The 26,180-nt window shown below is 58.1% G+C and carries 24 protein-coding genes, 1 tRNA gene and 1 riboswitch; of the genes, 13 read left to right on the top strand and 12 right to left on the bottom strand.

From position 1 onward, the window contains the following. Nucleotides 1-44: 44 nt before the first annotated feature. Both thrS and infC read left to right on the top strand, forming a co-directional pair. Nucleotides 45-1,976, top strand: coding sequence for a threonine--tRNA ligase (gene thrS / locus AD928_RS12695; protein WP_062250940.1), 1,932 nt, complete (start codon nucleotides 45-47; stop codon nucleotides 1,974-1,976). Nucleotides 1,977-2,147: 171 nt separating this feature from the next. Beyond that, entirely contained in the window at nucleotides 2,148-2,669 is a 522-nt protein-coding gene (gene infC / locus AD928_RS12690) for a translation initiation factor IF-3 (RefSeq protein WP_043553587.1), read from the top strand. A 136-nt stretch (nucleotides 2,670-2,805) separates the two neighbouring features. Here the strand turns inward: infC and AD928_RS12685 are convergent, their stop codons facing one another. The 4 genes from AD928_RS12685 to AD928_RS12665 form a co-directional block, all read right to left on the bottom strand. Continuing rightward, nucleotides 2,806-3,522: an SIMPL domain-containing protein gene (locus AD928_RS12685; protein WP_062250939.1), complete on the bottom strand. Its 717-nt coding sequence runs from the start codon at nucleotides 3,520-3,522 to the stop codon at nucleotides 2,806-2,808. Between the two features lie 441 nt (nucleotides 3,523-3,963). Continuing rightward, on the bottom strand, nucleotides 3,964-5,436 hold the full coding sequence (locus AD928_RS12675; RefSeq protein WP_062250937.1) for a HAMP domain-containing sensor histidine kinase: 1,473 nt from the start codon (nucleotides 5,434-5,436) through the stop codon (nucleotides 3,964-3,966). Continuing rightward, nucleotides 5,433-6,110: a response regulator transcription factor gene (locus AD928_RS12670; protein WP_062250936.1), complete on the bottom strand. Its 678-nt coding sequence runs from the start codon at nucleotides 6,108-6,110 to the stop codon at nucleotides 5,433-5,435. The genes AD928_RS12675 and AD928_RS12670 overlap by 4 nt, the downstream gene beginning before the upstream one ends. A 72-nt stretch (nucleotides 6,111-6,182) precedes the next feature. Then, a complete protein-coding gene (locus tag AD928_RS12665) occupies nucleotides 6,183-7,349 on the bottom strand; it encodes an AI-2E family transporter (protein WP_082779340.1) in 1,167 nt (388 codons plus the stop codon). Between the two features lie 160 nt (nucleotides 7,350-7,509). Here AD928_RS12665 and AD928_RS12660 point away from each other — a divergent pair, with 160 nt between their 5' ends. Further along, the gene (locus AD928_RS12660; protein WP_062250935.1) at nucleotides 7,510-8,712 is read left to right on the top strand and encodes an MFS transporter; all 1,203 of its coding nucleotides are present in this window, start codon (nucleotides 7,510-7,512) and stop codon (nucleotides 8,710-8,712) included. A gap of 6 nt (nucleotides 8,713-8,718) precedes the next feature. On the opposite strand, the gene AD928_RS12655 is transcribed toward AD928_RS12660, so the two are convergent. Then, complete coding sequence (locus AD928_RS12655) at nucleotides 8,719-10,611, bottom strand: ABC-F family ATP-binding cassette domain-containing protein (protein WP_062250934.1); 1,893 nt, start codon at nucleotides 10,609-10,611, stop codon at nucleotides 8,719-8,721. A 133-nt stretch (nucleotides 10,612-10,744) separates the two neighbouring features. Here AD928_RS12655 and ndk point away from each other — a divergent pair, with 133 nt between their 5' ends. Beyond that, a complete protein-coding gene (gene ndk / locus AD928_RS12650; protein ID WP_048842124.1) occupies nucleotides 10,745-11,167 on the top strand; it encodes a nucleoside-diphosphate kinase in 423 nt (140 codons plus the stop codon). A gap of 437 nt (nucleotides 11,168-11,604) precedes the next feature. After that, nucleotides 11,605-13,161: a hopanoid C-3 methylase HpnR gene (gene hpnR / locus AD928_RS12645; protein WP_062141462.1), complete on the top strand. Its 1,557-nt coding sequence runs from the start codon at nucleotides 11,605-11,607 to the stop codon at nucleotides 13,159-13,161. Between the two features lie 47 nt (nucleotides 13,162-13,208). Here the strand turns inward: hpnR and AD928_RS12640 are convergent, their stop codons facing one another. Then, on the bottom strand, nucleotides 13,209-13,889 hold the full coding sequence (locus tag AD928_RS12640; protein ID WP_062250933.1) for a hypothetical protein: 681 nt from the start codon (nucleotides 13,887-13,889) through the stop codon (nucleotides 13,209-13,211). 203 nt (nucleotides 13,890-14,092) lie between these two features. Here AD928_RS12640 and AD928_RS12635 point away from each other — a divergent pair, with 203 nt between their 5' ends. Both AD928_RS12635 and AD928_RS12630 read left to right on the top strand, forming a co-directional pair. Then, the gene (locus AD928_RS12635) at nucleotides 14,093-14,305 is read left to right on the top strand and encodes a heavy-metal-associated domain-containing protein (protein WP_062141467.1); all 213 of its coding nucleotides are present in this window, start codon (nucleotides 14,093-14,095) and stop codon (nucleotides 14,303-14,305) included. A gap of 183 nt (nucleotides 14,306-14,488) precedes the next feature. Then, the gene (locus tag AD928_RS12630) at nucleotides 14,489-14,755 is read left to right on the top strand and encodes a hypothetical protein (RefSeq protein WP_062141565.1); all 267 of its coding nucleotides are present in this window, start codon (nucleotides 14,489-14,491) and stop codon (nucleotides 14,753-14,755) included. A gap of 6 nt (nucleotides 14,756-14,761) precedes the next feature. On the opposite strand, the gene AD928_RS12625 is transcribed toward AD928_RS12630, so the two are convergent. Then, nucleotides 14,762-15,325, bottom strand: coding sequence for an HNH endonuclease (locus AD928_RS12625; RefSeq protein WP_043553596.1), 564 nt, complete (start codon nucleotides 15,323-15,325; stop codon nucleotides 14,762-14,764). Nucleotides 15,326-15,542: 217 nt separating this feature from the next. Here AD928_RS12625 and gluQRS point away from each other — a divergent pair, with 217 nt between their 5' ends. The 3 genes from gluQRS (at nucleotide 15,543) to AD928_RS12610 (ending at nucleotide 19,041) form a co-directional block, all read left to right on the top strand. Then, complete coding sequence (gene gluQRS, locus AD928_RS12620; RefSeq protein WP_062250932.1) at nucleotides 15,543-16,433, top strand: tRNA glutamyl-Q(34) synthetase GluQRS; 891 nt, start codon at nucleotides 15,543-15,545, stop codon at nucleotides 16,431-16,433. A 195-nt stretch (nucleotides 16,434-16,628) separates the two neighbouring features. Further along, the gene (locus AD928_RS12615; protein WP_062250931.1) at nucleotides 16,629-17,831 is read left to right on the top strand and encodes a pyridoxal phosphate-dependent aminotransferase; all 1,203 of its coding nucleotides are present in this window, start codon (nucleotides 16,629-16,631) and stop codon (nucleotides 17,829-17,831) included. Between the two features lie 4 nt (nucleotides 17,832-17,835). After that, nucleotides 17,836-19,041: a pyridoxal phosphate-dependent aminotransferase gene (locus AD928_RS12610; protein ID WP_062250930.1), complete on the top strand. Its 1,206-nt coding sequence runs from the start codon at nucleotides 17,836-17,838 to the stop codon at nucleotides 19,039-19,041. A gap of 18 nt (nucleotides 19,042-19,059) precedes the next feature. Here the strand turns inward: AD928_RS12610 and AD928_RS12605 are convergent, their stop codons facing one another. Then, the gene (locus AD928_RS12605) at nucleotides 19,060-19,617 is read right to left on the bottom strand and encodes a helix-turn-helix domain-containing protein (protein ID WP_209436698.1); all 558 of its coding nucleotides are present in this window, start codon (nucleotides 19,615-19,617) and stop codon (nucleotides 19,060-19,062) included. Nucleotides 19,618-19,643: 26 nt separating this feature from the next. Here AD928_RS12605 and AD928_RS12600 point away from each other — a divergent pair, with 26 nt between their 5' ends. Further along, on the top strand, nucleotides 19,644-20,558 hold the full coding sequence (locus AD928_RS12600) for a DMT family transporter (RefSeq protein ID WP_062250928.1): 915 nt from the start codon (nucleotides 19,644-19,646) through the stop codon (nucleotides 20,556-20,558). 4 nt (nucleotides 20,559-20,562) lie between these two features. Here the strand turns inward: AD928_RS12600 and AD928_RS12595 are convergent, their stop codons facing one another. Next, nucleotides 20,563-21,609: an ABC transporter substrate-binding protein gene (locus AD928_RS12595; RefSeq protein WP_062250927.1), complete on the bottom strand. Its 1,047-nt coding sequence runs from the start codon at nucleotides 21,607-21,609 to the stop codon at nucleotides 20,563-20,565. A 121-nt stretch (nucleotides 21,610-21,730) separates the two neighbouring features. On the opposite strand from AD928_RS12595, the gene AD928_RS12590 reads away from it, so the two are divergent. Beyond that, nucleotides 21,731-21,806 (top strand) — tRNA-Asn (locus AD928_RS12590). A gap of 274 nt (nucleotides 21,807-22,080) precedes the next feature. On the opposite strand, the gene AD928_RS12585 is transcribed toward AD928_RS12590, so the two are convergent. The 3 genes from AD928_RS12585 to AD928_RS12575 all read right to left on the bottom strand — a co-directional run bounded on the left by AD928_RS12585 (nucleotide 22,081) and on the right by AD928_RS12575 (nucleotide 24,451). After that, nucleotides 22,081-22,431 (bottom strand): RidA family protein, encoded by a 351-nt coding sequence (locus AD928_RS12585; RefSeq protein WP_061501652.1) that lies wholly within the window; start codon nucleotides 22,429-22,431, stop codon nucleotides 22,081-22,083. A 29-nt stretch (nucleotides 22,432-22,460) separates the two neighbouring features. Beyond that, nucleotides 22,461-23,300 carry a pantoate--beta-alanine ligase gene (gene panC, locus AD928_RS12580; protein WP_062250926.1) on the bottom strand — a complete coding sequence of 280 codons (840 nt, stop codon included), beginning with the start codon at nucleotides 23,298-23,300 and terminating at the stop codon, nucleotides 22,461-22,463. 95 nt (nucleotides 23,301-23,395) lie between these two features. Beyond that, nucleotides 23,396-24,451, bottom strand: coding sequence for an aldo/keto reductase (locus AD928_RS12575; protein ID WP_062250925.1), 1,056 nt, complete (start codon nucleotides 24,449-24,451; stop codon nucleotides 23,396-23,398). Nucleotides 24,452-24,572: 121 nt separating this feature from the next. Continuing rightward, a riboswitch (cobalamin riboswitch) is annotated at nucleotides 24,573-24,817 on the top strand. Nucleotides 24,818-24,945: 128 nt separating this feature from the next. On the opposite strand from AD928_RS12575, the gene cobG reads away from it, so the two are divergent. After that, a complete protein-coding gene (cobG, locus tag AD928_RS12570; protein ID WP_062250924.1) occupies nucleotides 24,946-26,178 on the top strand; it encodes a precorrin-3B synthase in 1,233 nt (410 codons plus the stop codon). Nucleotides 26,179-26,180: the final 2 nt, after the last annotated feature.

The raw sequence follows: 26,180 nt of genomic DNA, 5'->3' as shown, positions 1-26,180 counted from the left end.
GCCATTAAAAGCCTTTACAACCATTTGATCTCCGGAGTTCTTCCATGCCTGCCATCACCTTGCCTGACGGATCCGTTCGCAGTTTTGACGGGCCGGTCACGGGCACGGCCATTGCCGAAGCCATCGGGCCGGGGCTGGCCAAAGCGGCACTGGCCATGGAGGTCAATGGCGCGCTGCAGGATATTGGTCGCTCCGTGGCCGAGGATGCTGCCGTCCGCTTCATTACCCGGAAGGACCCGGAGTCTCTGGAGATGATCCGGCACGACGCCGCCCATGTGCTGGCCGAAGCTGTGCAGTCTCTCTTCCCCGGCACGCAGGTCACCATCGGGCCGTCCATTGAAAACGGCTTCTATTACGATTTTTACCGGAACGAGCCGTTCTCGCCGGAAGACTTCTCCGCCATTGAAGCGCGGATGAAGGAAATTGTGGCCAATGCCGAGCCGTTCGTGCGTGAAGTCTGGCCGCGGGATAAAGCCATCGCTTTCTTTGAAGAAAAAGGTGAGCGCTTCAAAGCCGAGCTGATCCGTGATCTGCCGGAAGATGAGGATATTTCCATCTACCGTCAGGGCGAATGGCTGGATCTGTGCCGTGGCCCGCATCTGCGGAACACTAAGGATGTTGGCACGGCCTTCAAACTGATGAAGGTGGCTGGCGCTTACTGGCGCGGTGACCATCGCAACCCCATGCTGACCCGTATTTACGGCACGGCCTGGCGCGACCAGAAAGAGCTGGACGCCCACCTGCATCAGCTGGAAGAAGCCGAACGCCGCGATCATCGCCGTATTGGCCGGGAAATGGACCTGTTCCATTTTCAGGAAGAAGCGGTGGGGCAGATCTTCTGGCATCATAAAGGCTGGCGTCTGTATTGCGCGCTGCAGGACTATATGCGCCGGGCGCAGACCCGTGGCGGGTATCAGGAGGTGCGCACTCCGCAGCTTCTGGACCGTGGGCTGTGGGAAGCGTCTGGCCACTGGGACAAATATCGCCACCACATGTTTGTGGCGACTGTTGAGGATGAGGATAAGACCCTCGCCCTCAAGCCCATGAACTGTCCGTGTCATGTGCAGATTTTCCGCCACGGTCTGCGGTCCTACCGTGAACTGCCGATCCGTATGGCCGAGTTCGGTGCATGCCACCGGTATGAGCCCTCTGGTGCGCTGCATGGTCTGATGCGTGTGCGCGGCTTTACGCAGGATGATGCGCATATCTTCTGTACGGAAGACCAGATTGCCGATGAGACCGTGCAGTTCGTGCGGATGCTGCATGAAGTCTACAAGGATCTGGGCTTTGAGCATGTCCGTGTGAAATTTGCAGACCGGCCGGAACAGCGGGCGGGCAGCGATGAAACATGGGACAAAGCCGAAAGCGCGCTGAAGGAAGCGTGTGAAGTGGCCGGTGTGACATATGAGTATAATCCGGGTGAGGGCGCGTTCTATGGTCCGAAGCTGGAGTTCGTGCTGCGTGATGCCATTGGGCGTGACTGGCAGTGCGGCACCCTGCAGGTTGACCTTGTGCTGCCGGAACGACTCGATGCCAGCTATATTGGCGAAGATTCTGCCCGTCATCGCCCCGTCATGCTGCACCGCGCTATTCTAGGCTCCTTTGAGCGCTTCCTTGGTATTCTGATCGAGCAGCATGCAGGCCGCTTCCCGCTCTGGCTCGCTCCGGTGCAGGTCGTGGTGGCGTCTATCGTCAGTGATGCCGGACCTTATGCGGAAGAAGTGGCTGCTGCCCTGCGTGCGGCCGGTCTGGCTGCGGAAGCCGACGTGCGGAATGACAAGATCAATTCCAAGATTCGTGAGCATAGCGTGGCCCGTGTGCCGATTATTCTGGTGGTCGGCCGCCGGGAAGCGGAAGAGCGGACCGTCGCCATGCGCCGGCTCGGTGGCAAAGATCAGGAAACCTTTGGGTTTAATGAGGTTGTGACCCGCATTGCCGAGGAAGCAACGCCGCCAGATCTGCGCAAAAAAGCGTGAGACTCGGCTCCTTGTTTTTGGCAGGGCTGGAATGAGTCTGTTTTCTGGCCGGATATGCTTGATAAACGGCTAAGAATTGCGCACATAATAACACTGTAAGCGGAGGCACCGGGAGGTGCTTCTGTTTAGTTTTTTTATCCATGACAGGAGCTGACCATAGCCAGACCCCCTATTCCCGCGCCGCCCACCCGCGAGGGACCACGTGTTAACGAAGAGATCCGCGTACCGCAGGTTCGTCTGATTGACGAAGAAGGCGAGATGGCGGGTGTCATGTCGACCCGCGATGCACTGGCTCGCGCGTATGGCGTCGGACTTGATCTTCTTGAGATTAGCCCGAACGCAGAACCGCCCGTTGCCAAGATTCTTGACTACGGCAAGTTCAAGTACGAGCAGCAGAAAAAGCGCAACGAAGCCCGGAAAAAGCAGAAGGTCATTGAGATCAAGGAAGTCAAGGTTCGTCCGAATATCGACGAAAATGACTACCAGGTTAAAATGCGTTCTGTGAAAAGCTTCCTGGGTGATGGCGACAAGGTGAAAGTCACCCTGCGTTTCCGTGGCCGTGAAATGGCGCATCAGGAACTGGGCATCAAAGTTCTGGAGCGTATCCGGACCGAGATGGATGAGCAGGCTAAAGTTGAGCAGATGCCGCGCCTTGAAAACCGGCAGATGATCATGGTGCTCGCACCCCGTTAAGCTCTGATTGGGGTTGCAGGGCATCGTCCTGCATCCTTACCAGACACAAAAAAGCGCCTGTGCGGGTTATCCTCGCACAGGCGCTTTTTTTATTGGTACGACATGCCCGCGCAGGTTCGATACCCACGCCTCAGCGTTACGGTGCCAGCAGCACCGTGGCGTTGGCAGTGGCCCGTACAGTCTGAACTTCTGCCGTGCTGGACGGTGGCGGGGCGCTGTCTGCAGGTCCACGGGCCGCCATGGCCATCATCATGACAGGGCGCGGGAATCCGCCGCTAGACATGGAGACTGATGCAAAGCGCACCACATGCAGGCCAAGAGAGGCCGCCAGCGTGTCGGCTTGTTTTTTTAGATCCTCGACAGCATTTTTCTCAGCGTCCAGCATCAGTTTCTTCTGGTTCTCCGGCGAAAGAGACCAGGAAAGATCTTCCAGCATCAGTCCTTCACCCTGAAGATCACCCGTGAGCGGCAGCAGACCGGAGCCATCGGGCGCAGTAAAGGTGAGTGCCTGCGAGGCGGTCCAGGATGCCGGGGCTTTGTCTGGCCGATTTTCTGAGACGGAATATTGCAGCACAGCGGCTTTGACCCCGGCTGTTTTGGCAGATTGCTCAACAGCATGATGCACCAGAGTATTTACGGCTTTCTGGGCAGCGGCGGCTGTTTTATCGCGGCTTTCCGCGCGGAAGCGGGCAATGAGCTGGTCAGGAGCCGCCTTGACAGAGCCGGAACCGCTGATTTCCAGACGGGTATAGCTGTCTTCCGGCTTGTTCTGAGCCAGAGCAAGCGCCGGGGTAATAGCGGTCAGAGCGAGGGCCAGAGCGCTAAGGCTGGTGAGGCGAGAGGAGAGGCGCATTTAAGGCGTTGTCCCTTTCAGGGTGATAATGGCGCGTCGCAGACGGATCAGCCCGGAACGCACCAATCCCTGCCGGCAAAGATCAGTCCCTTCTTCCTGTAGCTGTCTGACTGTATACGGCAGCGTGCCTTTATTATAAGTCTCAATGACACGAGACAGCCGGAAACAAAAGGCAACACTGTCTGATGTAATTACCACCGGTTCGGGAGATGGCATTAGAGGCATGATACGCCGTCCCTCGAGCAGAGGAGGAGGTGGTGGTGGGAGAATCGCTTGGGCTGAAAGCCGGGGGGAGATGGCTGTTGCCGCGATGCTCCCTAAGGTCAGCGTCAAAGCGAAAGGCAGGGATCGTCTCATTCTTAATAATTTTTAAGAATGCCAATGTCTTTTTCAAGGCAAAGTAAAATTTGTAATGGTTTATTTATGCTAAACGTGCAGAAATTAATGAATGCCAGCGATGGGCTGTGTGAGCGGAACAATTTCTGTATCAGGCAGCGGAACTTCAATACGAGCTATTAGCCCTGGAGAGTTAGAAGCCAGCTGCAACTGCCCATCATGAAGCTGCACAATAGCTTGTACCAAAGCCAGACCCAGGCCGGAGCCGGGAGTGTTTCTGGCCTGCTCGGCCCGAAAAAACCGTTCGGAAGCACGCGCCATATCAGCGTCGCTCATTCCAATTCCTTCATCCGCTACGCTGAGGCTGAGTTGTTTGCCAAAGCTGCCGTCCGCGCGCCGCGCTGTAGAGAGGACTTTTGCTGAGAGGGTGATTGTGCCGTTAGGAGGGGAGAATTTGATGGCGTTATCCATCAGGTTGGCGACGGCCTGCTGGAACATGGCGCGGTCCCCAAAAAAACGCAGGTGGTCTGGCAAATGCTGTACAAAAGTGAGCCCCAGCTCGTCGGCCACCGCTTCATACAGTTCGCACACATCCCGAAGAGCCGGGATCAGGTCAAACAGGACAAAGGCGGAGCGGCGGGCGCCGGATTCAATCTGGGCAATACGCAGCAGGGCCTCGCAGATGGAAGTGACATTGTCCAGATTGCCCACAGCCTGCTCAATGACGGCCCGGAGTTCATCCTCATTTTTTGCATGCAGCGCCGCATCTTCCAGTTGCGTCCGGGCGCGGGTAATGGGCGTACGCAGATCATGCGCAATAGCGTTGGACACCTGACGGACACCGTCCATCAGGCGGCTGATACGTTCCAGCATTTCGTTAATGGTGAGGGCGATTTCATCCAGCTCATCATCCGAGCCCTGTACGGGCATACGGCGTGACATGTCGCCACGAGTAATGGCCTGCGTGGTGCGGCTGATGGAGTGGATAACGTGGCGGAAGAGACGGCGGACCAGCCACCCACCACCGATTGCCAGTAAGGTAACCATGAGACATGCCCAGAGGAGCGTGTCGGTCACGATCTTGCGCAGCAGTGTGCGGCCACTGATATCCCGGCCTATCAGCAGGCGGTAGCCATCAGGAAGGGCATACGCCCGGACTTTAGCCATATCCTGCGTATAGGAGCGCTGGACAGGCATGGTGAACCAGTGATTGTTACAGGCAATCTGTTGTGGCCATTCTGCGAGATTGCCTGCAACCCATTTGTTGTCCTTGTTGACAAGCAGATACAGGGCATTGTCATCAATGTCCTGTTCCAGCCTGTCATCAATAATCATGCTCAAGCCAGTGGGGCCGCCTTCTGCCCAGATATTCATCAGAGCGCGGGAATCGGTCGTGATGGCCTGCTCAACCCGGTGTTCAAGCAGGCCGACTGTTCCCCACCAGATAAAGGAGAGAAACAGCACGGCGGAGGAGATAAAAAGCGTACCGTAAACCAGTGCAAACCGTAAGCTGACCGAACGCAGGCGTAAAAAGCCTGAGTGCGGGCGGCTGGACGCAATGGTAGCGGGCTTGCTCATTCCTGCAGCATATACCCCGCGTTCCGGATGGTGTGGACCAGCGGACGGCCAAAGGGCTTATCAATTTTCTGACGCAGGCGTGAGACGTGCACGTCAATCACGTTGGTCTGCGGGTCAAAATGATAATCCCACACGCCTTCCAGCAGCATGGTGCGGGTCACGACCTGCCCGGCATGGCGCATCAGGAATTCCAGCAGCCTGAATTCCCGTGGCTGGAGGTCAATCTTCTGGCCAGCGCGTTTGACGCCACGGGCAAGCAGATCAATTTCCAGATCCCCGACCATCAGGCGGGTCTGCGGCTGGGCCTCGTTCCGGTTGCGCCGGACGAGGGCTTCAAGACGTGCCTGAAGCTCACTGAAGGAGAAAGGCTTGGTGACGTAGTCATCCCCACCGGCTTTCAGGCCGGCAACCTTCTCGTCTACTTCCGCCAGAGCAGACAGCAGCAGGACAGGGGTTACGTTGCCCTGCCGCCGGAGCGTTTCGAGAATATGAATGCCGTCCACCCCGCCAGGAAGCATCCTGTCGAGAATGATGATGTCGAAATTCTCGTTGGTGGCGAGTGACAAACCATCCTTGCCGTTTTCAGCCTGCTCAACAAGATGCCCGGATTCGGACAGGCCTTTAGCAATGAAAGTTCTGACTGTTTGGTCGTCTTCAACAAGAAGAATGCGCATTTCGGGACCCAGACTCCGGAAGTGATTACCAAATTCTTACGGTGTTCCTACCGGTTTGTCACGACGGAGTTTTTATACGCGTTCGTCATCTGAGAGAGGTGGCGTCAATCCGTCGAAAATGGAGAGGAGGGCGGCGGTCAGAGGAGAGGCAAAAATCAGGCCAGGGAAGCCCAGAATGGCACCAAACAGGGTCTGAGAGAGCACGGTGATGGCGGGCGGCATCTGCACGGCATGGCGCTGAATGACGGGAGCCAGCACGTTCCCTTCAAAAAACTGGATGACGCTGTAAAGCACGGCCACCATGATGGTTTCCCGCGTGCCCAGAGACAAAGCCAGAAGCAGCGCAGGCACAGCACCCATGATCGCACCGATATAGGGGATGAAGTTACACAGCCCCGCCAGTACACCCAGCGCCAGAGCCAGCGGCACACCGATAAACCAGAGGCCAACGCCGGAGAGAACACCCACCACCAGCATGTCCAGAGACTGTCCGGCCACCCAGGCCCACAGGGTCTGGCTGGCGTGGAGCATCAGCGTCCGGGCTCTGGGCCGCTGAGCCACAGGCACCAGCCGGAGCGCGCCGTTGGCGTACAGGCCGGGATCCATGGCGAAATACAGCCCGGCAATCAGGATCACCACAATCGTGCCTGCCGCGCCAAAGGCGGAGCCGAGAATGCCCGTCATGGAGCCTGCAATGCGCGACCCGAGCGAAGCGAGGCTGCTGCCGTTACCACCCTGATTGCCGCCGAGGGAGGCTGGCAGATAGTTCAGGATCATCTGGCCGGTGGGGCTGGTCTGCAAGGTTGCGCGCAGAGAGGCTTCCTGCTGGCGCAGGGCGTCCTGCAGTTTGGCGGCCTCGCTGACAATTGCGGGACCACTGCCCCAGATCAGCAACGCAACCGCTGCGATCAGAGCGGCAACAACCGCTGTGAGGGACCAGCCATAGGGCAGGCGTAGGTGCTTGACCAGAATTTTGGACAGACCATGCAGCACAACCGCAAACAGGGTTGCCGCAAACAGAATGGTCAGCACGTCACCCAGCAGCCACACCATCAGCCCGATAACGGCCAGTCCCAGCGTAAGGCGCAGAATATGGGTAATGCTGCCCAGCCATCCGGCGCTGTTATCCGTATTGTCGTCGGTCAGGGGGCAGGCGGGAGGCTGGGCTGAACCCTGATCGCCCTCAGTCTGCGCGGGGGGAGTGTTACAATCAGGGGGAGAGGCAGAAGCGGACGTCATGGAAGGCAGGTCTTTCAGGATTAGGAAGGACTATGTAACGGCTGATCTGGATTTTGGTGACAGAGAACAGGGGACAGTACATATTTTTGTCTGTTCTGTAATAAAATGTTCCTATTGAGACTATTCAAAAACATTTGGACGTTAGGGAGTTAGGGTAAAGATGTCAGGCGGGAACGACGGAGGCCTTCAGGCGGCCTCAAAAGCCATTCTCGCTTTTGCGGTGGGGACATTTGCAATCGGAACGGGCGAGTTCGCAGCGATGGGGCTTTTGCCCCAGATGGCGGACAGTCTTCATGTTACCGTGCCACAGGCGGGTGGGGCGATTTCCGCTTACGCCTTGGGTGTTGTGGTTGGGGCACCTCTGGTGTCTGTGGTGGGGGCCAGCTTTTCACGCCGCTCCCTGATGGTTGTGCTGATGGCGTGGTTTGCTGTGACAAACTGCCTGAGCACCTGTGCGACGTCTCTGCACATGCTGGAGATTGCCCGTTTTATTACTGGCCTGCCGCATGGCTCCTTTATGGGGGTGTCGGCTCTGGTTGCAGCGGGACTTGTGGAGCGTGGCTATCGTGGCCGCGCTGTCGGGCGTGTTTTTGCGGGCATGACCATTGCCAATATCCTCGGCGCGCCTTTTGCCAGTTACGCGGGTACCTATTTTGGCTGGCGACTGTCTTATCTGCTTATCGGGCTGATCAGCGCCATTTGCTGCGTCATGATTCAGCTTTTTGTGCCCTATGACTCACCCAACCGCGCCCATTCAGCTCTGGGTGAGCTGGCAGCCTTTACCCGCAAGCAGGTATGGTTTGTTATTGGCACGGTGGCTGTGGGGTGTGGCGGGATGTTCTGCGTCTACACCTATTTTTCTCTGACCTTGCAGCAGGTGACGCATGTGCCGATCTGGGCCGTGCCGCTGTTCCAGTCCCTGTGGGGGATGGGCATGTTTGTTGGTGCATGGGTTGGCGGCATTGTCATGGATAAGAACCTGAAATGGGCCACCATTGGCGCGTTTATCTGGAATGCGGCGGCTCTGGGCCTGTTTGCTCTGGTGGCGTCCAATATTCCGCTGACAGCCCTTGCCGTCTTTATGCTCGGCGGTGGGATTGCGCTGTCTCCTGCCATGCAGATGCGCCTTATGGATGTGGCGGCAGACGCCCAGACACTGGCGGCCTCCATGAATCACGCGGCTTTTAATATGGCCAATGCCCTGGGGGCCTGGCTTGGCGGCCTTGTGCTGGTGGCGGGCTACGGGGACGCAGCAACCGGCTGGGCCGGAATGATCCTGTCCTGCGTCGGCCTTGTCCTGTTCCTGCTCTCTCTTTGGAGTGAGAAGCGGGACTCAGGGAAAGAAGCTGCCAGAGCGGGCTAAAGGGGCTTAGTCTTCCGCAGCGGCACTTTCGATTTCCGCTTCGGCTTCCAGCCAGCGTTCTTCCAGGTCCGCCTGTTCCTTACCAATGGCGGCGAGGCGCGTGTTCAGGCGCGTGACCTCATCGGCCTTGCCGTCTGCATAAAGAGCAGGGTCAGCCAGAGTGGTTTCAATTTTCGTGCGTTCTGTCGCCAGCTTGGCCAGTTTCGCTTCCGCATCCCGAATAATCTTGCGGAGGGGAGCCTGAGCCTTGCGGGCTTCAGCGCGTTCCCGCCGGTCATCCTTGCGGCTGGCGTGTGCGGAGGTGTCCTGCTTGGAACTGCGGTTGGACGCACGGTTTTGCTCAATCAGCCAGCGGCGATAATCCGCCATATCACCGTCAAACGGCGTCACCTTGCCGTCTGCGACAAGCCAGAGCCGATCGGCCACCATCTCCACCAGATGCGGATCATGACTGATGAGGAGCACGGCGCCTTCAAACTCTGAGAGGGCGCGAACCAGCGCATCACGCGCATCCAGATCCAGATGGTTGGTCGGTTCATCCAGAATCAGCAGTTGCGGGGCATCACGCGTGGCAAGGGCCAGCAGCAGGCGAGCCTTTTCACCCCCGGAGAGATCTTTGACCGGGGTTTCCGCCCGATCCGCATCCAGACCAAACCGCGCCAGTTGCGCCCGGACCACAGGCGGGAGGGCTTTGGGAAGCGCGCGTTCCATGTGGTCAATCGGGGTTTGGTGCAGCACCAGTTCTTCCGCCTGATGCTGGGCGAAATAGCCGATTTTCAACCGTGAGTTGCGCTCAACCGAGCCGGACATGGGTTCCAGACGTCCGGCAATCAGTTTGGCGAGGGTGGATTTCCCGTTCCCGTTTGCACCCAGCAGGGCAATCCGGTCTTCCATATCCAGCCGGAAGGACAGGTTGGAGAGAATGGGCGTGGTGCCATACCCAATGGTGACGCGATTAGCCGTGAACATGGGCGGGGCCAGCTGTTCCGGCTCCGGGAAGGCGAAGCGGGTGGGGGTGTCTTCCACCACGCTTTCAATCACCGGCAGCTTTTCCAGAGCCTTCACGCGGGCCTGCGCTTGTCGTGCCTTGGTAGCTTTGGCCCGGAAGCGGTCCACAAAGGACTGCATATGGGCGCGCTGGGCAGCGATTCGCTCGGCAGCGCGGGCCTGCTGCAACGCCTGCTCCGTGCGGATTCGGACAAAATTCTCATAGCCGCCGGGGGTCAGGCTGAGCTTGCCCTTGTCCAGATGGGCAATGGCATCGACACACGAATCCAGCAGCCCGCGATCATGGCTGACAATCAGGGCCGCACCGGAAAAACGGGTCAGCCAGCCTTCCAGCCAGAGAGTCGCTTCCAGATCCAGATGGTTGGTCGGCTCATCCAGCAGCAGCAGGTCAGGCTCTAGAAACAAGGCGGTGGCGAGAGAGACACGCATTCGCCAGCCGCCGGAAAAGTCAGACACCGGGCGGCGCTGGGCCTCCGCACTAAAGCCAAGTCCAGCCAGCACCGAGCCTGCACGGGCCGGGGCGCTATCAGCCTGAATGGCGCGCAGACGCTCATGAATTTCCGCAATGCGCACGGGATCTGTGGCGGTGTCGGCCTCGGTCAAAAGGGCGGTGCGTTCGGTATCGCCCGCCAGAACCGTGTCCAGCAGCGAGGCCCCGTCGGCCGGGGCTTCCTGCTTCACACGCGCCATGCGGGCGCGGGAGGAGAGGCGGATCTCCCCGCCATCGGGCGCAAGATCCCCCGCAATGGCGCCCAGCAGGGTGGACTTTCCGGCCCCGTTCCGCCCCACAAGCCCCACCTTGCGGCCCGGTTCTATGGAGAGGTCTGCATGGTCCAGAAGGGTACGGCCAGCAATGCGGAGTGTAAGGTCGGAAATGACAAGAAGGCTCAACGGGGGTCTCGTTCTGGCTGGAATCTTATTTTGATCTGGTGAAGTACCTACCAGCCTGCGCGAATATGCTCTAGAGGAGCAGGCTGAAAGGCCGCGTTATTGTGCGGCCCGATTATGAATGAGGAGACCGCACATGGCGACAGAACGTACTCTTTCCATCATCAAACCCGACGCCACCCGTCGTAACCTGACCGGCAAGATCAATGCCGTGTTTGAAGACGCTGGCCTGAAGATTGTGGCGCAGAAGCGCGCCCAGCTGACCCCGGCTCAGGCCGGTGCGTTTTACGCTGTGCATAAAGAACGCCCGTTCTACAACGATCTGGTGTCCTTCATGATCTCCGGCCCGGTCGTTCTGCAGGTTCTGGAAGGCGAAAACGCCGTTGCCAAGAACCGCGACGTCATGGGTGCCACGGACCCGAAGAAAGCTGAAGCACACACCATTCGTGCTCAGTTTGCTGAAAGCATTGAAGCCAACTCCGTGCACGGTTCCGACAGTGCCGAGAACGCTGCCAATGAAATCCGCTTCTTCTTCGCGGAAACCGAAATCCTTCCCTGAGAAGGTCTTTCATGTAAGGAGCGCGCTTTTTGCCTGAGGGCATGAGCGCGCTGGCATGAGACACTCTGGCCCGGACCGGAACCCACTACGCGTTACAGCGTTCTGGGAACTGGACGGGCCAGATGTGTACGGGGCGTATGAGTCCGCCCGAAAGATGACACCTGCGTAAAGCACATAAAAGTTATGAGTAGACCGGATAGCCCGAAAAGAGGGGTTAAACGGAAACTGAAATGATGAAAAAATAATTCTATAACAAAGAGTTATGGGTTATTTCCTGCCTAGAAACGTGCCTGAAGACATCTGTTCCACGCATGGGTGGTGGGTTGTCAGCACCAAGGTTGTGGACGGCTGATCCTTTATGATCCGACACTCAAAAATTCTGACAAACCGGTAGAGGCCATGCCTTTCTGTGGCCGCCCGTATAGGAAAGGAATGTCATGAAAGTCCTGGCGGTTCATCCCAGCGCCCTCATGTATACCAAGGTTTTTCTCCGGCTGGAGCCGCTCGGGCTGGAGCTGGTGGCAGGCGCTGCGCGAGATGCCGGGCATGACGTGCAGATTATTGATCTGCAGGTTGAAACCCATAAGGATTACTGGGAGCTTCTGGAAAGCTTTAAGCCTGATGTTGTCTGCTTCTCCGGCAACTATCTGGCCAATGTGCCGGAAATTATCGATCTGTGCCGCGCCACACGGGTACGCTACCCCGATATTTTCCAGTTTATTGGCGGGCATTCCGTCTCCTTTATTGCGCGGGATGTGCTGGCTCTGTCCGAAGGGGCTGTGAACTGCATTCTAAAAGGGGAGGGCGACGCTTCCATCGGCCTGCTGCTGCGCGCGCTGGAAGACGGGAAAGATCTGCTGACTGTCCCCGGTGTTGTCACCATGACGGGGGAAGGCCCGTCTCCGGTCTTTGTAGAATCGCTCAACGATATCCGCCCGGCGCGTGACCTGCTGCGGCATCGCAACAAGTATTTTATCGGCACGCTGGACCCGGCAGCTTCTATTGAGTTTGCGCGTGGTTGCCCGTGGGATTGTACCTTCTGCTCCGCATGGACGTTCTATGGTCGCTCTTACCGTACCGCCAGCCCGACCGTGATTGCGGATGAGCTGGAGGAGATCAAGGAACCCGGCATCTTCATTGTGGATGATGTGGCCTTTGTGCACGAAGAGCACGGCATGGCCATTGCCAATGAAATCAAGAAGCGCGGCATTAAGAAAGAATACTATCTGGAGACGCGGGCAGACGTGCTGCTGCGCAACAAGGAAGTGTTCAAGGTCTGGAGTGAAATTGGCCTCTCCTACATCTTCATCGGTATGGAAGCGGTGGATGAAGAAGGGCTGAAGCAGTTCCGTAAGCGTGTCTCGCTGGATAAGAACTTTGAGGCGCTGGATTACGCGCGTTCGCTGGGCCTGATTGTCGCCATTAACATTATTGCCGACCCGGACTGGGATCGCGGCCGGTTTGAGGCTGTGCGGCAGTGGTGTCTGGAAATTCCGGAAATCGTCAATATTTCCGTCACCACGCCCTATCCGGGCACGGAAATCTGGCACAAGGAAGCACGTCGCCTGACGACGCGTGATTATCGCCTGTTTGATATTCAGCATGCGGTGCTGCCCACCAAGCTGCCGTTGCCGGAATTTTATGAAGAACTGGTGAAAACCCAGCAGGTGCTCAACACCAAACATATGGGTTGGGAAGCGCTGAAAGATACGGCCGGGATTGCAGGCCGCCTGCTGCTGAAGGGGCAGACAAACTTCCTGAAAATGCTGTGGAAGTTTAATTCCGTCTTCAACCCCAAACTTCAGCTGGCCGACCATATGCGCAAGGCCCGTTATCTGATGCCCATTCAACCGGATGTGGTGGATTCCGTGGACCGGAAAGACCTGTATGTGCATGGTCCGGGCGGCCGTAAGACACGTGCGCTGGATGATGCAACAGAGCAGTTTGTTGATAAGACCCGCATGACTGAGGATGCCTGCGCCGCTGATAGCTGATAGCTGATAGCTAAAGCCTGAACCTGCTTTGTGGGTTCAGGCTTTTTTTATGGGGCGGAGGTTTGGGGCACGTCTGGCATGGCCGGCGGCGGGAAGCAGAAGGCTCCGGCTGTGTAGCTTTCAATCACCGCGCTGATGGGCGTGCCATCCTGCCGGGACAGCACGGCATGATGCCGGAACAGGACAGGCGGAAAAGTCAAAGGCTGATCTGAGCCTGTCGACAGGGGGGTCAGTTCCCACCCCAACGGCAGCGGAGACCACACGCGCTCGGCCTGCACAAGGCGGCGCGTAAAGGCCAGAGGGGCTGTGACGCGCCCAAACGGGGTCTCAGTGGTATCCAGCTCTCTATTCATCTCATCCGTCAGGCGGCTGGGCAGATACCAGTTTTCTGCATCCGAGAGCGTGAGATTTCCACACATTAGCCGGACATGTCTGTAACGCAGGGTGTCTGGCGCGGCCTCTGCAGGCAGGCGTAGGGCATCTCGCAGTGCTGCCGGGCAAGGGCGAGGAGGGGTTTTCTGGCAGATGGCACGTACTATCGGGGTGGGAGCCAGATGATGCCGCATGCTCCAGTCTTCCAACGTCCGGGTGGCGCTGGATGTGCTGAGGAGTGTGGCGTCCAGTTCGTTCAGCAGGGCTGTCAACATCAGGCGATGCACCGGCGTATCCCGCCAGCAGGGTTCAGGCTGAGGCTGCAACGCGGCAGAAAGAGAGGGCATATCCGGCATGGGATGCATCTTACTCTGCACAACGTGCTCTGCCGAGGGGGCACCCGCAAAAGACCGCTTTTGTAACTCTGTCCCCATCTGAAGAGGAATCAACACGTTTTGCCGGAGCAGGGCTTTTGGCAAGGGCAGCGGATGGTCTAGAATGCGGTTTATTCTGGCGGCAAGTAGCCAGAAATCAGATTTCAACAAGGGATAACGCGACAATGGCAACCACAGAAACAAGCTTTATGGTGGAAGGCATGACCTGTGATGGTTGCGTCTCCGCCATAAAACGGGCTCTGGCTGCTGTGGATGGGGTGCAAAGCACAGACGTCAACCTTGCCACGGGCGAGGTGAAAATTGTGTATGATCCTGCAAGAGCAGGGATTTCCTCCTTGCAGAACGCCATTCTTGGAGCGGGTTTCGACGTCGGATAAAGCAAAACCGGCTCTGTCATGCGGTCCGCACGGGGGCGATTTGCCAAGCCTTATACTAGGCGCACAACGCAAGGCATGGCAGGGTAGGCAGCCCTATCCGGCGTTTGGATGTCGGCGCAGAGTGGCGAGGAAAAGGTCAGCGTGGTTGTGAGACGGAACAAGAAGACAATCGGCTTTGGAATTATGCTCACCGGCCTTACGCTGCTGGGCGGATGTTCTTCTGAAATAGGCCGTAAGCCTTTGCTGGATACGGATGTGTCCTGCCTGAGAAATCAGATGAAAGGCCCGATGTTCCTCAGTTTCCCGCTGGCGGCCAACACATGCCAGCGTATGAGCAACCACAACTTCATTCTGGGTGAAAAAGGCGCGCACCCGCTGCCGCTGAATCTGAAAGATGCCCCGGACCTGCAAAAGCAGGCGGATGAATATGGTTATAGCTACACCAAATAAAGGCGCTCAGCTGTCCAGCTCTGTGTCCCAATACAAATAGTCACGCCAGCTTTCATGCAGGTAATTGGGCGGGAAGGCCCGGCCATTATCCTGCAACTGCCATGAGGTAGGGCGCACAGGGCGCTGCCGGGGCAGCATATTGATGCTGTGGGGCAGGTGCGGGCCTTTGCGCAGGTTACAGATCCCGCAGGCCGTTACGACATTTTCCCACGTGGTGCGACCGCCTTTGCAGCGGGGGATGACGTGGTCAAACGTCAGGTCCTGCGTGGGGTGCTTGTCCCCACAATACTGGCAGGAAAAATTGTCACGCAGGAAAACATTAAAACGGGTAAAGGCCGGTTTGCGGGCAGACGGCACATAGTCCTTCAGCGCAATCACGCTGGGGAGGCGAAAGGTCTGGTGGGGGGAATGCACTTCTGCATCATACTCACTCAGCACGGAAACCCGGTCGAGGCACACAGCTTTAATGGTATCCTGCCAGGACCATAGGGATAGTGGGAAGTAGGAGAGCGGACGAAAATCCGCATTCAACACCAGAGCAGGGAAATTTATCGTACTGCCGTCAGCCAAGACGCGCCTCCTTGGTGCAGGTGAGGGCGCAACTTCCAAAAGCTGGCGTAAAAACTCGTAACAGAACGCCGTCAGAAGTGCGTCGTCGAGATCAGTGTTGGGCTGAGTATTGCAGATAGATTGGTTTCCCGCAAGAAATGGCCTAAGTATTTAACAAAACAGTATTATTATCATTTTGTGAGAGTTTTATGCGTGCTGTTCTCCTCAGGTGTGCCTCATGACGGAATCCTCATGGGTGACCCGTTTTGCTCCCAGCCCCACCGGCTTTTTGCATCTGGGGCATGTGGCATCTGCTCTGGCAGGCTGGACCCATAAAGGGCCGAACGGCATCTGGATTGTGCGGATGGAAGATATTGACCCGCAACGCTGCCGGGAGAGTTACGCCACGGCTCTGCTGGAAGATCTGGAGTGGCTCGGCTTACGCTCTGCCCGTCCTATTTTGCGACAATCTGCCAATATGGCCGCCTATCATGCAACGCTGGAGCAGCTTGACCAGATGGGGGTGCTGTATCCGTGTTTCTGCACCCGGTCTGATATTGCACGAGAGTCTGCGGGCATGATGTCCGCCCCGCATGCCGCGCCCGATGGCAGTCTGCGCTACCCCGGCACCTGCCGCCATTTGTCGCTAGACGCACGGGCCGCCGCTCTGGCGGAGGGAAAGCCGCATGTGTTGCGGCTGGATATGGCGCGGGCGCGGGCGCTGGAGCGGGTCAGGGCGCAGGCTTCATCCAACTGGCCGCTGACTTATACAGACCTTGAGCGCGGCACTGTCTATTGCCAGCCGGAGTTGTTTGGGGATGTTGTGCTGGCCAGACGGGATGTGCCTGCCTCTTACCATCTGTGTGTCACGCATGATGATGTCGCACAGGGCGTCACGCTCGTCACACGCGGGGAGGATCTGCGCCCCGCGACGGACCTGCACCGGTTGATACAGGCCCTTATGGGCTGGCCCGCACCGGCTTATCTGTTTCATCCGTTGTTGTGTGATGCGGAGGGGCGGCGTCTTTCCAAACGGGATGGAGCCAAAGCTGTTCGTGCGATGCGGGACGCAGGGATGACACCGGAAGAGGTGCGGCAGGCTGCCGGGTATCCCGGCGTTTTTGGGTGAGCATTCTGAGATTTCCTCCAGTCATTTTTAAATGATTTTTCATAAAATTTGACGACAGACGCGGTTTCGCCGGTTCCGCCGGAGGCAGAAGCGCATTAATGTGTTGGCCCTTGCCGGTTTTTTATCTCCATCAGGCTCTGTTCCGGCAGCACAAGGCGGGGCCGATGGCATAATGTGTCAGGAAGTGTTGGGATTATGAGCATTGTTGCTGACCGTCTGAACAGGATCAGCCCGAGCCAGACGATTGTTATTTCGACCAAAGCGCGTGAGCTTAAGGCGCAGGGGCGAAATATCATTAGCCTTTCGGCTGGTGAGCCGGATTTCCGCACGCCTGACAATATTGCCCGCGCCGCCATGAAGGCGATTGAAGACGGCCAGACCCGCTACACCGATGTGGCCGGTACGCCCGCGCTGCGCAAAGCCGTGGCGGACCGCTTCCGGCTGGATAGCGGTCTGGATTACACGCCGGAAGAAATCATCGTCTCCACCGGCGGTAAGCAGGTCATTTACAATGCCATGATGGCATCGCTCAATCCGGGCGATGAAGCCATTATCCCGGCTCCGTGCTGGGTGTCTTACCCGGATATCGTGACGCTGGCCGAAGGGGTGCCGGTCATTGTGCCGTGCCGTCGGGAAAATGGATTCAAGCTGACAGCCGAAGAGCTGGAAGCCGCCATTACGCCGCGTACCAAATGGGTTTTTCTGAACTCTCCCTGTAACCCCACCGGGGTCGCGTACTCTGCGGAAGATCTACGCCCGCTGTGCGACGTGCTGCTGCGCCATCCGCATGTCTGGGTGTTTACGGACGATATTTACGCCAAACTGACCTATGACGGCTTCCGTCCGGCCACGTTTGTGGAAGTGGAGCCGCTGCTGCGTTCCCGCACCGTGACCATGAATGGTGTGTCCAAAGCCTATGCCATGACAGGCTGGCGCATTGGCTTCTCCGGTGCCCCGGTGGAACTGACCAAAGCGATGAACAAGCTTCAGGGCCAGTCTACCTCCAATACCTGCTCCATCGCACAGGCCGCGGCTGTTGAAGCGCTGACCGGCCCGCAGGACTTTATTGGCGAGATGGTCAAAACCTATCAGGCGCGGCGCGATCTGGTTGTGGACATGCTGAACGAGGCCGAAGGCCTGGAGTGTGACAAGCCGGAAGGGGCGTTTTACGTGTTCCCGTCCGTCAAAGGCTGCCTTGGGAAAACCTCCCCCGGTGGCCGCAAGCTGGAAACGGATGAGGATTTTGTCACGGCCCTGCTGGAAGAAGAAGGCGTTGCAGCCGTGCATGGCTCGGCCTTCATGTATCCGGATTACATGCGCATTTCCTACGCCACGGATACGGAAAGCCTGCGTGAAGCCTGCACCCGTATCCAGCGCTTCTGCAAAGGGTTGATTTAAGAGTATGGCCCGGTCTTTCGCCCGTCGGCTGGAGGGGCTGCCTGCTCCTGCCACTATTGAAATGGCGCGTCGTGCCCGTGCGCTGCGGGCGGAAGGCAAGCCGGTTATTTCTCTGGCGCTGGGGGAACCCGACTTCCCCACGCCCCCGGCTGTGGTGGAAGCTGCCCATGCGGCGGCTCTGGCCGGGCAGACCAAATATCCGCCGGTTGACGGCACACCAGCCCTGAAAGCCGCTATTGCCCGTAAATTCACGCGGGAAAACGGTCTGGATTACGCGCCGGATGAGATCATGGTCTCCAATGGCGGCAAGCAGGTGATTTTCAACGCCTTCATGGCGACGCTGAACCCCGGTGATGAAGTGGTTGTGCCTGCACCCTATTGGGTCAGCTATCCGCTAATTGCCCGCATGTTTGGCGGTGTGCCGGTCACGGTGCCGTGCCGTGAGGAAGATGGCTTCAAGCTGAAAGCCGAGGCTCTTGCTACGGCCCTCACGCCGAAGTCGCGCTGGCTTGTGCTGAACTTCCCCAATAATCCCACCGGGGCGGTGATGACGGCGCAGGAGCTTGAGGCGATTGCCGAAATCGTCCGTCAGCATCCTGATCTTTGGGTTTTGTCGGACGAGATTTACGAACATCTGGTGTTTGACGGTGTGCGTTCAGCCTCACTGGCTGCTGTGGCACCCGATCTGAAAGACCGCATCATCACGCTGAATGGTGTGTCCAAAGCCTATGCCATGACAGGCTGGCGCGTTGGTTTTGCCGGTGGGCCGAAAGACCTGATTGCCGCCATGCGGGGAGTGCAGGGGAATGCCACGTCCGGCATTTGCACTATTGCTCAGGCTGCTGCTGCGGCGGCGCTGGATGGTCCGGCGGATCTGGTGCAGGAAATGGCCGCAACCTATGCCCGCCGCCGGCAGATGGTGGTGGATGCGCTGCGTCGCATTCCCGGTCTGACCTGCGCTATGCCGGAAGGCGCATTTTATGCGTATCCGGGTGTGGCCGGGTGTCTGGGGCAGACCAGTGCGGGCGGTGCCCGGCTGGAAACAGATCATGATTTTGCGCTGGCGTTGCTGGAAGAGGAATATGTTGCCGCCGTGCCGGGCAGTGCGTTCGGGCAGTCGCCCTATTTGCGTCTGTCCTGTGCCACGAGTGATGCCGACCTGATGGAAGCCTGCCAGCGTCTGGAGCGTTTTGTCAGCAATCTGCGCTGAACAGGTCGCCCTTTTTCTTCAGGATGAAACCGTGCGCAGGAAGCGCACGGCTTTCTTGCCTGCGTTCAGGTAGGCGTAATTCTGGGCGCTGTTATAAATTGTAAAATCGTTCGCATTCACTAGTTGAGTCTCTGTATCGAACTCAATGGTGAGTGTGCCGTCCAGCACAAAAATCATTTCATGCCAGCCTTCCGGGTCGGGTTCCGCCACATAGCGTTCCCCCGGTGCAAGAGACCATAGCCACAGCTGCGTATCCTGCCGGGCGGGGGCCGCCCCAAGCAAGGTTGCTTTGCTGGAGGGTGTTTTGCCCCGCCACATCACTTCCTCAATGCGGCGTAATTCGCGGTCCGGATTGCTCACCAGCTTGAGAAAGGTTGTGTCCAGTGCTTCTGCCAGACGGTCCAGACTGCCCAGACTGATATTGGCGGTCCCGGCTTCCAGACTCACAATCATGCGGCGGCTGATGCCGGACGCATTGGCCAAAGCTTCCTGACTGAGGCCGGCGTCTTTGCGCAGGCGACGCAGATTTGTCCCCACATATTTCAAAACATCAGATCGTGGGGGTTGATTGTGCATTATAGTGCCCATATACGCTGCTAACTATGATCAAGACTCCACCCGCCTCTGGCTCTCACGTCAAGTTTCTGTCGAAACAGGAGATCATACTTGTCCTGATCACCATGCTGTGGGGGGCAACGTTCCTGATCATCCACCATACCATGGAACATACTGGCCCGCTGTTTTTTGTGGGCGTACGGTTTCTTACGGCTGGCCTGATGTCCCTGTTGCTGTTCCGCAAATCTCTGGCGGGGATGACGCGGTATGAGCTGAAGGCCGGGTGCATGATCGGGGTTGGCGTCTTTCTGGGCTACACGTTCCAGACGCTGGGCCTGAAAACCATTTCCAGCAGTCAGTCCGCTTTTATCACGGCTCTGTACGTGCCGATGGTGCCGTTTTTGCAGTGGGCCGTGCTCAAACGCAGGCCGCATATGATGAGCTGGGTGGGCGTTCTGATTGCTTTCGTCGGTTTGATCTGCCTGACCGGGTCGGATGCCGCCAGCGGCCTGAGCTTCAGCCCCGGTGAGATTGCGACCTTGCTCGGCGCAGTCTCCATAGCGGGTGAAATCATTCTGATCAGCCGCTACGCGCTGCGCGTGGATAGTCGCCGCGTGACCATTGTGCAGTTGCTGGTGGCTGGCATTCTGGCGCTGGCCTTCATGCCGGTAGCGGGTGAACATATCCCGGCTTTCTCATGGGTATGGGTGGCGTCCGGTGTGGGGCTGGGGGTGATGAGTGCGGTCATCCAGTTCGCCATGAACTGGGCGCAGAAAACCATTTCCGCCACGCGGGCGACGGTTATTTACGCAGGGGAGCCGGTCTGGGCCGGACTTGTGGGGCGTCTTGCCGGGGAGCGTCTGCCGCCACTGGCCATAGCGGGCGCTGGGCTGATTGTGCTCGGTGTTCTGGCGAGTGAAATCCGGCTACCGCGCCGCAAGAAAGACCCTGAACTGTCCTGACAAATCAGCCGTTCAGCACATTGCGGGTCGAACGCCGGGCAATCGCAGAGGCGGCTTCTGTATCAGGGAGCAGGCCGATCAGTTGCAATTCATCACAATACTGGGCCATCTGCTCGCGTAGTGCATGACCCGTCACCGGGCTGATGGCGGGTTGATGATGCAGCATGGCGCGCATGGCATCGGTGCTGACATCTGCGGAGTCATCTGCGACGAGTGTCGCGGCTTCATCCCGGTGCTGATTGGCCCATTTTGCGGCATCTCGCAGAGCAAGAGTCAGGGCGGTTGCAGCATCCGGGTCCGCGTCCAGCGCGGCCTTTGAGGCCCCGAGGATTAGGCTGGTGCGGTCTGCATAATGGCCTGTGTTGCTGCCAACCAGTTCAGAAAACAAGTCCGCATGGCCGTTCAGCAGTTGCCAGGCCAGCGGGTCATGCGCCACGACGGCATCAATGGTGTGGGCGCGGGCGGAGTCAACCATCTGGTCTGCTGGCATATCAGTCCAGGTAATGCCGCCCATGGCATTAATGCCCTTGCGGCGCATCATGATGGCGAAGAAAAATTTATCCGCAGCATTCTTATCCGGCATGGCCACTGTGCGACCCACAAGCTGGTCCAGCCGGGTGATGTTTGCCCCCCGTCGCACCAGCAGACGGAAGGTGCCGGGCTGAATGCCCAGTATGAGGCTGGCAGGCAGACCGCCATACAGACGAGGGAGCCAGGTTAACGCAGGCGCGACGGCATAGTCCGCTTTACCTGCTGCCAACGCATCCAGGGCTTCATTCCCGTTTTGCGGGGTGGAAACGCTTTCCACATCCAGACTGTAGCGGGCAAAAAACCCTTTCTGATACGCAACGGCCAGCACCGGGGCTGTGTCCGAGTGCGGCCAGATCAGCTTGAGTTTGCGATACTGGCCATCCGGCTGCTTGCGTGGTGGCCGATTATGCGCGTGGTGTTCAAACGCACCCACGGCTCCCGCTATGGCCAGCCCGGCAAGGCTGGTCAGAACAATTCGGCGGCGGAAGGCCGGGTCGGAGGAAGGTCCTTGTGCGCTCATGCTTCTTTCTTACCACGCGGGGTTTTCAGCGTCGTCTGCTCATAAAAACATGCAACACAAAAAAAATGAAAAAAGGGGGTTTACGGCACCCCCGGATCACGGTTATACGATGCCTCGCTGATCCCGAATAGCTCAGTTGGTAGAGCAAGCGACTGTTAATCGCTGGGTCGTAGGTTCGAGTCCTACTTCGGGAGCCAGCCTTTTTCCTAAAATTCAAAATAGATTTTCACGCTGTAAGCTGTGGCATTTTGCCATGAAGTTTGCGTTGATGGGTCTGTTGCTCTGATTCTTGCGTAACGTGTTCTGGCTGACCGTCTCAGTCACAGAGTGCTGCGCTATATGTGCTCCCCAAACAATCTGCTCAAAGCATCCGTCATGGCAAATCCGCTATGGGCGGCGCTATGTGTTTATGAGACCAGAAAGGCTGCTCTTTTCCGTTCTACCTGGAAGAAAGCAGCCTTTTTGTCAGCCTCAGCGCAGAGCGGCGATGCCGGTCAGTTCTACGCGCCAGTCCGGGTTGGCGAGTTTGGCTTCCACGGTGGCGCGGGCAGGTTTGTTGTCACGGTCCAGCCAGGCATCCCATGCCCGGTTCATGCCTGCCATATCGTTCATATCCGCCAGAAAAATCTGCACGGAGAGCAGGCGGCTTTTATCTGTGCCGGCTTTGGCCAGAAGGGCATCAACCTGCCGCAGAATGTCCGCCATCTGGCCTTCTGCATCCGCAGAGGCATCATCTGCGACCTGACCGGCCAGATGCACCAGTCCGTTGTAAATTACTGCGCCTGTCAGGCGTTCTTCGGGGTCAAGGCGTGTAATCGTCATGGGGTTTTCCCTGTGTGTGCAAAATAGTTTCAGACCACCGGCATGTTATCAATCAGCCGGACATCGCCCAGACTGGCAGCAACAAAAAGCCGTGCGCCAGCCTCGGCCTTTTCAACAGTGCCGAGTGATTTTTCAGAGCGCAGATCCAGATAGTGCACGGTAAAACCCGCGTCTTTCAGGGTCTGTGTGCAGTGTTCCAGAGCGGCGGTAACAGGCTGGCCAGCTTTCAGAGCCGCAAGGCAGTCCATCAGAGCCTTTGGCAGATGGCTGGCTTGTTCCCGCTGGGCCGGGGTGAGGCGTTTATTCCGTGAGGATAAAGCCAGATGATCCGCTTCCCGCACGGTGGGAACCGGCAGGATAGTGAGAGGCAGGTCGAGATCCGTCACCACCCGACGGATAATGCAGAGCTGCTGGAAATCTTTTTCCCCAAAAGCCGCGATATTGGCGCGGGTTTGCATAAACAGTTTGGTGACAACGGTTGCAACGCCATCAAAATGGCCGGGCCGGTCTCCGCCGCACAGCATCCGGTCTGGCCCGGACACGCTGATGCGGGTGCAAAAGCCGGGTGGATAAATCTGCGTTTCATCCGGGGCATATAGAACATCCACCACACCGGTTTCTGCCAGAAGGGCTTCGTCTGCCTCCAGACCGCGTGGGTAAAGCTGGAAATCATCCGGGTTGTTGAACTGGATCGGGTTGACGAAAATCGTCACAATCCGCCGGGTGGCTTTGCCATCCAGCGCGCGCACCAGGGTCAGATGGCCTTCGTGCAAAGACCCCATGGTGGGCACCAGCCCGATTGTTTCACCCTCATGGTGCCACTGCGTGACAATTTCGGCCAGTTCGTGTCTGGTTCTCACAAGCTTCATGACGCATCCCGGTTTGCGATAAAAGGGAAGGACAGCCGCCCGCACAGTTTGTGCACGAGAAAACCGAGCGGGCGGCTGTCCGGCCTGCGCCCGTCTTACTGTGTTTTCAGGAACGGTTCCAGCAGCACCCGGTCCGCCGCGCTCAGCCGGCTGGCGGCCGTGCTGGCCTGATGCCAGTACGGATAGAGCAGGGGCGGCAGGCTGGCCTGATTCAGGCGGTTCAACTGGTCTTCCGACAGCACCAGTTCGGCCGCTTTCAGGTTGTCTTTCAGCTGCTCTTCCGTGCGGGCGCCGATAATGACAGACGTAATGGCCGGGCGGTGCATGGTCCATGTCAGCGCGATCTGGGCGGCGGAAACGCCATGTTCTTCCCCAACAGCAATCAGCACTTCGACAATGTCGAACAGCTTTTCCTTGTCATGCACCGGGGGTTCGCCAAAATCTTCAAGCTGGCGGCCCTGTGGTGTTGGTTTGTTGCGGCGATATTTTCCAGACAGCAGGCCACCCGCCAGCGGACTCCAGACCTGTACGCCAATGCCCTGATCAACGGCGGCGGGTAACAGTTCATATTCCGCATCCCGCGCTTGCAGAGAGTAGTAAATCTGCTGGGAGACCGGGGCAATCAGCCTGTTCCGCTCGGCGACCGAAAGCGCCTTCATCAGCTGCCAGCCGGAGAAATTGGAAACGCCCGCATAGCGGATTTTGCCTGCACGGGTGAGGGTATCCAACGCTTCCAGCGTTTCATCCAGCGGGGTCAGGCCGTCCCACTCATGCAGATAATACAGGTCGATATGGTCACGGCCCAGACGCTTCAGGCTGGCTTCACACGCGGCAATCAGGTGCAGGCGGGAGGAGCCTTCCCCATTCGGGCCGTCCTGCATGCGGAAGCGGGCCTTGGTGGTCACCAGAGTTTCCTGTGCTCGGCCTTTGAGTGCTTCTCCCAGAATGGTTTCGGACTCTCCAGAGGAATACACGTCTGCTGTGTCAAACATGTTGATGCCGGCATCCAGACACAGATCAATCAGGCGGCGAGCCCCGGCTGTATCGGTATTGCCGGTCTTGGCAAAAGCGCCTTTGCCGCCGAATGTCATGGTGCCAAGGGTAAAGGCGGAAATACGCAGGCCGGACCGACCGAGCTGGCGATACTGCATCATTCTGTTCTCCGTGCGTGTGGCAGGTGGGGCGTAAGCCCTTTGAGAGCTGGCGGCACAGGGCCTTTCTTTCAAGAGTGCAGGGCTGCGTACACAGTGTTTTGACATCTCCCGGAGAGCCTGCTTAACAGGACGCGATGGTTCCCGCTTTGGGATGAAAAAGGGAAGTACGGTGAGAACTCCGCTGTTTCTTGGCCGTCGCTGCCCCCGCAACTGTATGTGACATCAGGCGTGTTCCAGCACTCTGCCGCAGAGTGCTTTGCCACTGGAGATTTTTCCGGGAAGGTATGGAACAAGCGAAAGCCGCCGGAATACCGGTGGTTTTGTGTCATCAGCCAGGAGACCTGCCATCTGATTTTCTGGAGTGTCATGTCCGGCGGGGTGTCCGGTGCGTGATGGCGCGTTGACGTGCGCGTTACCGTTTGGCTTGTCCGGTCGGCCTCAGAACTGCACCCCCATGCTGCTTTGTGCGGTGTGTTGCCTGAAGGGTGTTCATGTCGGCCGCATTTTCTGTACCTGTGGTCAAAGGATGGTGTCCCGGCCTGTTTGCGCCCATGCAGGCAGCGGACGGCTGGCTAGTGCGTGTGCGTCCGCCTCTGGGCCGGATGAGTGCAGCGCAGGCTCATCTTCTGGCAGATGTTGCGGAGCAGGACGGCAATGGGCAGATCAGCCTGACAAACCGAGGAAACGTGCAACTGCGCGGTTTTGGTCTGGAGGCTGCGCAGGCTTTTCCGCACCGTATGATCGCGGCGGGTCTGGGGCAGGCTGACCCGGAGGCCGAGCGCCGTCTGGCTCTTCAGGTTTCCCCTCTGGCGGGTATAGACTCTGTCTGTGCCGCAGAGGCGTTGCTGTGCGCTGAGACACTGCGGAGCGGTCTGATAGACCATCCGTCTCTTTCTGCTCTGCCTGATAAATTTGGTTTTTGCGTCGACGGTGGAGGGTTTTTCCCGGCAGGCTCTCTGCTCGCCGATATTATGGTACAGGCTGCCGATGGTCCGGTCTCAGCACAAGCTGGCTGGCGGGTCGTATGTGGGAACCGCTGCTCAGAGCCGCAGACCGTGCAGGATGCCGTGCAAACAGCACTTGCTCTGGCAGCAGCTTTTATAAAACGGGGTGAAACGCAGAGGCCGCTTCGAATGCCTTCTGTAGGGCAATCTCTGTTTGCTGCAATAGGACTGACGTGCGGGCCTGCCCCTGTGGTGGCAATGCAAGGCGAAAATCGGCCCGGCACGCTGGCGGGCTATCTCACAGGCTCCATTTATGCAGCGGTAGCGCCGTTAGGACGTCTGACGGCAGCAACGCTCCGTGCCTGCGCACAGGTTGCGCAGGAAGGGGATGGTATATTGCGGATGACGCCGTGGTCAGGATTGATTTTTCACGGACTGAAAAAAAATCCTGAAATTTCCGGAATGATTACGGACCCTGACGACGCACGCTTGCATGTTTACGCCTGCATTGGCGCGCCGGGATGCGCACAGGCTGCGGGTGATGTGGGGCGGGATGCATTAGCCCTCGCGCAGTTTCTCCCCGATAAAGCAGACATGCATGTATCGGGCTGTCGCAAGGGCTGTGCGCATCCGGGTGCCGCAACGGTCACACTTGTTGCCGGAGCCGGGGGCTATGGCGTGGTGCTGCATGGCGGGGCCAGTGATGAGCCGAGCCGTATTCTGCCAAAAACTGAGGATGTCAGAGCCTTTTTGCAGGCTCTGCCGAAAGGAGACGTTTAAGT

The organism is Acetobacter cerevisiae (assembly GCF_001580535.1).
Taxonomy (GTDB): domain Bacteria; phylum Pseudomonadota; class Alphaproteobacteria; order Acetobacterales; family Acetobacteraceae; genus Acetobacter; species Acetobacter cerevisiae.
The sequence above is the reverse complement of the archived record's forward strand: the minus strand, read 5'-3'. Positions and strand labels throughout refer to the sequence as shown.

Coding starts and splice junctions, on each gene's coding strand:
- thrS (WP_062250940.1), top strand. CDS start 45: ATGCCTGCCATCACCTTGCCTGACGGATCCGTTCGCAGTTTTGACGGG.
- AD928_RS12685 (WP_062250939.1), bottom strand. CDS start 3,522: ATGCGCCTCTCCTCTCGCCTCACCAGCCTTAGCGCTCTGGCCCTCGCT.
- AD928_RS12675 (WP_062250937.1), bottom strand. CDS start 5,436: ATGAGCAAGCCCGCTACCATTGCGTCCAGCCGCCCGCACTCAGGCTTT.
- AD928_RS12670 (WP_062250936.1), bottom strand. CDS start 6,110: ATGCGCATTCTTCTTGTTGAAGACGACCAAACAGTCAGAACTTTCATT.
- AD928_RS12665 (WP_082779340.1), bottom strand. CDS start 7,349: ATGACGTCCGCTTCTGCCTCTCCCCCTGATTGTAACACTCCCCCCGCG.
- AD928_RS12660 (WP_062250935.1), top strand. CDS start 7,510: ATGTCAGGCGGGAACGACGGAGGCCTTCAGGCGGCCTCAAAAGCCATT.
- ndk (WP_048842124.1), top strand. CDS start 10,745: ATGGCGACAGAACGTACTCTTTCCATCATCAAACCCGACGCCACCCGT.
- hpnR (WP_062141462.1), top strand. CDS start 11,605: ATGAAAGTCCTGGCGGTTCATCCCAGCGCCCTCATGTATACCAAGGTT.
- AD928_RS12640 (WP_062250933.1), bottom strand. CDS start 13,889: ATGCCGGATATGCCCTCTCTTTCTGCCGCGTTGCAGCCTCAGCCTGAA.
- AD928_RS12635 (WP_062141467.1), top strand. CDS start 14,093: ATGGCAACCACAGAAACAAGCTTTATGGTGGAAGGCATGACCTGTGAT.
- AD928_RS12630 (WP_062141565.1), top strand. CDS start 14,489: ATGCTCACCGGCCTTACGCTGCTGGGCGGATGTTCTTCTGAAATAGGC.
- gluQRS (WP_062250932.1), top strand. CDS start 15,543: ATGACGGAATCCTCATGGGTGACCCGTTTTGCTCCCAGCCCCACCGGC.
- AD928_RS12615 (WP_062250931.1), top strand. CDS start 16,629: ATGAGCATTGTTGCTGACCGTCTGAACAGGATCAGCCCGAGCCAGACG.
- AD928_RS12610 (WP_062250930.1), top strand. CDS start 17,836: ATGGCCCGGTCTTTCGCCCGTCGGCTGGAGGGGCTGCCTGCTCCTGCC.
- AD928_RS12605 (WP_209436698.1), bottom strand. CDS start 19,617: ATGCACAATCAACCCCCACGATCTGATGTTTTGAAATATGTGGGGACA.
- AD928_RS12600 (WP_062250928.1), top strand. CDS start 19,644: ATGATCAAGACTCCACCCGCCTCTGGCTCTCACGTCAAGTTTCTGTCG.
- AD928_RS12595 (WP_062250927.1), bottom strand. CDS start 21,609: ATGAGCGCACAAGGACCTTCCTCCGACCCGGCCTTCCGCCGCCGAATT.
- AD928_RS12585 (WP_061501652.1), bottom strand. CDS start 22,431: ATGACGATTACACGCCTTGACCCCGAAGAACGCCTGACAGGCGCAGTA.
- panC (WP_062250926.1), bottom strand. CDS start 23,300: ATGAAGCTTGTGAGAACCAGACACGAACTGGCCGAAATTGTCACGCAG.
- AD928_RS12575 (WP_062250925.1), bottom strand. CDS start 24,451: ATGCAGTATCGCCAGCTCGGTCGGTCCGGCCTGCGTATTTCCGCCTTT.
- cobG (WP_062250924.1), top strand. CDS start 24,946: ATGTCGGCCGCATTTTCTGTACCTGTGGTCAAAGGATGGTGTCCCGGC.